Genomic DNA, 6,541 nt, shown 5'->3' with positions numbered 1-6,541 from the left:
CTTCAGGGCATGCATCGTGAGATACTCGGCGATGAGGCGCCGCATTGCGGCATCATCGTCAATGACAAGAACATGTTTCAACGGCCACCTTCAATCTTGAATCCCCTTGTCTAAACCTGTTGCCGAGCAACCCTGGGGCACCGACCCAGAACAGCTGCCCCTTGATACCACTCGCCGTTGCGTGCGGCCAATGTGAGGCCGTGCTCGGGGTTCTGTCGCAAACTTTCGGAAGGTCGTTTGCTCGTAAGCGGTGCGCCGAGGCACCTTTCCTGAAACCGCTGGTGATGTGTCTTTGGCGGGTCGGTCGTTGGTCCGCGCGCCGGCGCCGATCACTCCGGGTCGTCATAACGGGTGACGTAGTGGAGTTCGCGTAGGGCGGGGATGACGAGGGCGATGTCTTTGTAGGCCTCGTGTTCGATGAAATGCGCGGTCTCGGGCCCCGGCCTGGGCTTGCCGAGGACGGGCCTCTCCTTTTTGTCGACGCAGTAGATCAGGATCGGCAGCAGCAGGCCGTGGTTGGGTTGTCGAGTCGAGTAGCCGTCTCCAGCTTTTGATGTTGAGATTCATGGCCGCGTAGAACCCCTGGCACCACGGCCGGGGGTCGATGCCGCCGCTGGGCTTGGTTGCGAATCGGGGCGCATAATCCCGTGGTCTGTCGAAGAGCGTCTCGTTGATCCGGTTGTGGATCTTGGCGACGCTGGCAAACACGGCGTGATCGGTTGCAGACCCTTTGGCCAGGACGTCGCGCCGCAACCCCATGAGCGGGCACATCCAGTCTTGCGGGTCCGGGTAGCGCGGCCCGGTGACCGCCGCCGTTACGAAGCCATCCAGCGCCGACATGGTCCGCACCAGCGGGCGGTTGGTCTTGGCAGCCATCCAGGCCTCGAGCGCCTCGTCCGACAGCGCCATGTCATCGAGCGCGCTCATGCCGCCAAGGAGAGCTGCATCTCTTCGCGGCGCACCCAATTCCATATGTGGACGGCTCCCACTTGCAAGTGTTTTTTGCGGATATTTTTGATCGGATCGCTTGCATCCATATGTGCGGCCTTTGTGTGTGGTCGCACATGACCACTGGCCAAGATGGTTTCCGCAACGCGTGTTCCTAACACGGCAACGACCTCGAAAGGCCACTGGAATTGGCGGAGTGTCACGCGTCTTGGATCGATCGATCGCACCATCTGCTTTTCTCTTGCAAGTTCACAGCATCAGCTCAACACGGTAGCATTTTTATCGTGCTCGCCGTGGTGGCCAATTTCCTAAATTGCCTGTGTTTGTTCTTCCGGTCGCCGGTACGTTTCGCCGCTCACCATAAGCTTCCAGGCAATTCGGGCGATCTTATTCGCGAGCGCCACCGCCACCAGCTTCGTTTTCTTCCGTTGCAGGAGTTCGATCAGCCATCGGGAAGCATGTCTGCTTCGACCGGTTCTGACATGCTGAAGAAGGGCAGTTGCGCCAACCACCAATACGCTCCTCAGCATTTCGTCGCCAGCACGTGTGATCACCCCCAGTCTGACCTTGCCTGCGGACGAATGGTCTTTGGGCGTGAGTCCTATCCAGGCGGCAAAATCGCGACCCGACTTGAACGTTCGGGGATCTGGGGTCTTCATCATCAAAAGCGATGCGCCGACCGGCCCGACGCCCGGAATTTCGGCCAGGCGCCTGCTGCATTGATCGGAGCGATGCAACGCGGTTAATTTCTCCTCGACGACTTTCGTTTCGGCAAGCAAATCTCGATACTCAACGCCATGCATGGCAAAGAGCTCGCGGGCCAATTCAGGCAGGGCTTGATCAGCCGCAATGCGCTCCAATAGCGGTTCGATCCGGCACATGCCGGTGGCCGCGACGATGCCGAACTCCATGGCGAAACCGCGAATAGCATTGGCAAGCTGTGTCCGATTGCGGATGAGTCTCTCTCGCACACCGACCAGCATTAACGCAGCCTGCTGTTCCGCGCTCTTTACCGGCACGAAGCGCATGGTGGGTCGGCTCATCGCCTCACACAAGGCTTCCGCATCCGCCGCGTCGTTCTTGCCGCGCTTGACATAAGGCTTGGCCAATTGCGGCGCGATCAATTTTACGTCGTGGCCGAAGGAATCTAACAACCTCGCCCAATGATGAGAGCCACCGCAAGCTTCGAGTGCGACGGTGGTCGGTGGTGCTTTCTCGAAGAATTTCACCATCTCCCTACGCGAAAGCTTCTTGCGCAGGATTGGTTGCTCGGCTGCGTTCACGCCATGCAATTGGAAAACGCTCTTTGACGTATCGACACCAATTCGGATAATCTCTTCCACGGACGGTCTCCCTCGATTGAGCTTTCAACGAACTCATTCTGGCACATCGCGATGCCGTTGGGAGCCGTCCACCCCAACACGGCATCAGTTCGTCCCAGCGCGAGGCTGGCCAATCATTCTGGATGCGCTCGGTGACGTCGGCCATGTAGGCTTCGGCATCGACGCCGCAAAGCTTGCACGTCTCAATGATGCTGAGCACGACCGCTGACCGCTCTGCCGCGGCGAAGCTGCCCGAGAAAAGCCAATTGCGCCTGCCGACTGTAAATCCACGAATCGCCCGCTCCGCGATCAGGTTGTCGGGCTCGAGCTGGCCATCGTAGAGGAAGCGATTGAACGCGCGCCATCGTCTGGTGCCATAGGCGAAGGCCTTCGCGATATCGGCATGGCGCGACAAACCGTTGCCCTGGCGCGTGAGCTGTCGTCGCAGCGCCCGGACCAGTGGTCGGGTCCGACTTCGTCGTGCGGCCAATCTCTCGGCGGGCGGGAGTCCCCGTATCTCTTCCTCGATCCGGTAGATCGCCTGGATACTGGCCATCGCCGTCGTGCTGAGCTCGGTCGGCTGGCTGTCGTGAACGTCGAATATCTTGCGACGCAGATGGGCCAGGCACGCAGCTTCTCGAATGGCGCCGCCCTTGTAGAGCTGGTTATAGCCGCTGAAACCGTCGGCCTGGAGCGTGCCGGCAAATCCGGCGAGCTCGGTCAACACGCTCTCGCCGGCGCGGCCCATGGTGGCGCGATACCAGGCGATCGGCGGCTCCTGCGAACCCGAATTGCGGTCGTCGGCGACGTAAACCCAGAGCGCGCCCTTGTGGGTCTTGCCGTTGCCGGGCGCCAGGATCGGAAGCCGCGTGTCGTCGGTATGAATCTTGGTGCGGGTACGGCCGATCTCACGGATGCGGTTGTAGATCGGGTCGAGCAAGGCGGCGGCGTAGCCGGCGCTGCGCGCAAGGGTGGATCGCTCGATATCGACGCCCTTGGCGGCCATCATCTGTGCCTGACGGTAGAAGGGCAGATGATAACCCCACTTGGCCATCATGATATGGGCGAGCGCGGCATAGCTGAGCTTACCGCGTGCAATGGCCTTGGCTGGCGCTGGCGCCTGGATGATTTTATCGCAGGTCCGGCAGCTGTACTTGGGTCGAATGGTCTCCATCACCTGCCAGGCCTGGGCAACCAGATCGAGCATCTCGTCGCTATCTTCGCCCATGGCGCGCAGATCGCCGCCGCAGCCCGGGCAACATGCGCAAGACGGCTCGCGAACGGCCCGCTTGCGCGGCAGGTTGGGATTGAGCTTACGCACCGGCAACACCCGGACCTTGTCGGTGTCAGCAACGATGGGCAGCTCGAGATCGGGCACGCTGGCGGCGAAATCGGTCTCGAGATCTTCGAGTTCAAGCCGCATCTGGCCCAGCTTCTCGGAGGAGCGGCCGAAGGCCTTGCGGTTGAAGCGATCGATCCGCAGCTGCAGGCGCTGGATGCGAAGTGCGGCCTCGGCGCGCTCTCTTCGAAGCTGCTCATCGCGTTCGGCGATGGTGATGTCACGGGCAGAAACGGCCGCCTCCAGAAGGGCGATCCGAGCGAAGAAATCAGCGGTTGAGGGAGCTTGTTCCGACACCCAAAACCTATACCCGAAAGACCCTCGTCACGGAAGAAGAATCAACACAAAATCAATAAGAAACATCAAAATCAGCCAGCCAAACGCGGTCGATAAATCTTGCTCGGCCGGCGCCAATCGATCCCGTCCAAAAGCAGCGAAAGCTGCGCCTTGGTGAGCGACACGGCGACCTGATCCTTGGTGGTTGGCCAGGCAAAACAACCATCGGTCAGCCGCTTTGTAAACAGACAGAACCCCTGGTCGTCATGCGACAGAATCTTGATGATATGACCCTTGTGTCCACGGAAGCAGAAGATCGCGCCGGTGTGCGGGTCGAGCGCGAGCACCTGCCGCACCATCCGCGCCAGGCTGTTGATCCCGCGACGCATGTCGGTCGCGCCGCAGCACAGGTAAATCCGGTCGGTCGGCACCACCGTGATCACCTGGTCAACTCCGCCAGGACGATGCGCAGTGCTGTCGGATCGACGATCCCGTCGATCCGCAATCGCGTGCCGCTCGCAAAGGCCACGACGATCCTGCCGGCCGGGTCCGGGCAATCGGCGACGGGGCGTTCGACATCCGGCAGATCGCTCACGTCGATGCGCGCGAAGGTCGCCATCGCCTGATCGGCATCGAGTTCCCCGCCGGCCATCTGCTTGCGCCACGCATAGAGCTGTGACGGAGCTACGCCGAACGCTTCCGCGACCTCGGTCACCGACGACCCCGCCGCGCTCGCCAGGTCGACCAACGCGCGCTTCTCAGTGCAACTCCACAGCCTTCGTTGCCGCACGCGCCCGGGCACCGTTTTAAGACCTTCGGCCGCCGCGGCGCCGCTTAACTCGGCGACCATATCGCCCGTTGCATGTTCCAATGTCATGGCCCGAAACCTCCTGTTCATCGGCATCTTGCAAGGTGCCTTGGCGCACCGCTTACGTTTGCTCAGGGCGGAGGGCCGTTTCGTCCATTGCGTGCACTCGCCGACATCCTGTTGAGGGGCCTGTCCCAGGTGTGAATCGGCGTGCAAAATTTGACCCCATAAGCCGGGGAATCGACGCCGATCGAGGGTCAGTTTTGGAAGCCGTTTGACATCCCAGGAGCGAGTCCGCCTTCTATTTGCCCGTGTTCCTCTCGTGCGAGAGCAGATCCCCGTTGATTGGGCAAAGGGCTTGAGGCGGAGCGCCGCGCTGACGACTCCGCGTCTTTGGCAGCACGCCCTCAAGCAGGCGCGCGCCGAACGGGCAGATGGGGATATTGCCGAGCGCACATTGCTGCCGGCTCTCGAGCTGCTCGCTGGCGGTATCTCAGAGGCGGATCGCGCAGGACGCCGCCTGTTGCGTGGACCCGCGCTCACCTTATGGCAGGACGCCTTGCGCATGGCACCCCAGCAAGCGATCGAGCTCTCGCTGCAGGCTCTCCGCGTCGATGATGGGCAGGAGCCCGGCAACACCATCGTGTGGGGGCCCGCCCATCACCTGGCCGCCGCCCCCCGTAAGCATGTCCGCCTCATTGGTCTCGAAGCGAATGCCTGGCCACGTCGGGCGATCGAAAACCCGCTGCTTCCTGAGCATCTGCTCGAGCATCTTCGGCTCCCGTCAGCAGATATCGCCGACGACGATCGAATGACGCACGACATCATTGTGAGCCAATCCGCCGACTATACCCTTTCGCGCGGACACAGAAGCGCCACGGGCGCGCTGCAGGCGGCAAGCACATTATGGCGACGAGACGAGGAACGGATTGTGGGTCGCAGCGCCATCCCCCGGCACGCATTCAGCGAAAGCGATCGCCTCTACTCGAGACCGGCAGATGCGGGCAAGCACCCGCAGGTTCGGGCCAGCCGCGCCTCCTGGCGCGACTGGCAGGAAACCGATAGGCACACCGCGCATGATGGGCTCATTCGGGCAAACCATCCACTGATCCTCGACGCACTAGCCGAAGTACAATCAACGACGTCCCTGCATCGCCTACTTTGCGATCCGCTCGGATTTGTCTGGGAGTATGCACTTCATTGGCGCGAACCGAACCTCGATCACCAGCCACTCGTGCTCGATCATCGTGCGTTCGGCGAACTCGTCCACGCCCTCATTGGCGGTGTGCTCCGCGACGGTGCACCGCGAAATGTCGACGAGATCGAGATCGCCCTTGCGGACGAAGCCAGGCGCCTAGACGAGGGGTGGCCGATCGCACGGGCCGTCCCGCCTGGTCTACTCTGGCGCCATACCATGACACTGGCCTGCGAACGTGCATCGCGCGGGCTGAAAGATGCCCTTGGTGAACCCCGCGGCACGAGTTGGACCGAACTCGCCTTCGGCGAGACCATCGACGGACGTCATCCCTGGATCACGCTTTCGCCGGTCCCAGTCGGGGCAACTGGCATTGCGTTTCGCGGCCGAATAGATCGGCTCGACGAGGACGGATCGAGGGGCACGGCCATTATCACCGACTACAAGGCAGGAGCGGCGCCGCAGCGGAAAAAGGCCGTTGTGTTCGACCGCGGAGCGGAGCTCCAACGCGTTTTTTATGCCCTGGCCGCCAGATCGTTGCTCCTGGAGGCACCGTAAAGTTAACCGACGGCTGATGAAGATGTGCGAACATGGGCCATGTCAGAAGTTGCTCGTGATCCGCTTTATCGTCGCCACCGCTTTCCCGCCGAGAT

The 6,541-nt window shown here is 61.6% G+C and carries 7 protein-coding genes and 1 pseudogene; 1 reads left to right on the top strand and 7 read right to left on the bottom strand.

Annotated elements, in window-relative coordinates; genetic code table 11:
* From NKJ26_RS32945 to tnpA, 7 genes and pseudogenes are all read right to left on the bottom strand, one after another.
* Positions 1-81 (bottom strand): annotated as a pseudogene (locus NKJ26_RS32945) (DNA-binding response regulator); the annotation flags it as partial.
* Positions 82-342: 261 nt separating this feature from the next.
* A complete protein-coding gene (locus NKJ26_RS32940) occupies positions 343-927 on the bottom strand; it encodes a UPF0149 family protein (RefSeq protein WP_352699999.1) in 585 nt (194 codons plus the stop codon).
* Positions 924-1,178 (bottom strand): hypothetical protein, encoded by a 255-nt coding sequence (locus tag NKJ26_RS32935; protein ID WP_352699997.1) that lies wholly within the window; start codon positions 1,176-1,178, stop codon positions 924-926. Before NKJ26_RS32935 ends, NKJ26_RS32940 begins: the two co-directional genes overlap by 4 nt.
* Before the next feature lie 78 nt (positions 1,179-1,256).
* Positions 1,257-2,291, bottom strand: coding sequence for an IS110 family RNA-guided transposase (locus NKJ26_RS32930; protein ID WP_352608060.1), 1,035 nt, complete (start codon positions 2,289-2,291; stop codon positions 1,257-1,259).
* A complete protein-coding gene (tnpC, locus tag NKJ26_RS32925; protein WP_352608058.1) occupies positions 2,185-3,906 on the bottom strand; it encodes an IS66 family transposase in 1,722 nt (573 codons plus the stop codon). Before tnpC ends, NKJ26_RS32930 begins: the two co-directional genes overlap by 107 nt.
* 71 nt (positions 3,907-3,977) lie before the next feature.
* Positions 3,978-4,328, bottom strand: coding sequence for an IS66 family insertion sequence element accessory protein TnpB (gene tnpB / locus NKJ26_RS32920; RefSeq protein WP_352699995.1), 351 nt, complete (start codon positions 4,326-4,328; stop codon positions 3,978-3,980).
* Positions 4,325-4,762, bottom strand: coding sequence for an IS66-like element accessory protein TnpA (gene tnpA / locus NKJ26_RS32915; RefSeq protein WP_352608053.1), 438 nt, complete (start codon positions 4,760-4,762; stop codon positions 4,325-4,327). The genes tnpB and tnpA overlap by 4 nt, the downstream gene beginning before the upstream one ends.
* A 289-nt stretch (positions 4,763-5,051) precedes the next feature.
* Here tnpA and NKJ26_RS32910 point away from each other — a divergent pair, with 289 nt between their 5' ends.
* A complete protein-coding gene (locus tag NKJ26_RS32910) occupies positions 5,052-6,446 on the top strand; it encodes a PD-(D/E)XK nuclease family protein (RefSeq protein WP_352699993.1) in 1,395 nt (464 codons plus the stop codon).
* The last annotated feature ends 95 nt before the right edge of the window (positions 6,447-6,541 follow it).

This window comes from Mesorhizobium sp. M0152, from assembly GCF_040322415.1.
GTDB lineage: Bacteria > Pseudomonadota > Alphaproteobacteria > Rhizobiales > Rhizobiaceae > Mesorhizobium.
This window is presented reverse-complemented; position numbering and strand designations above follow the sequence as displayed.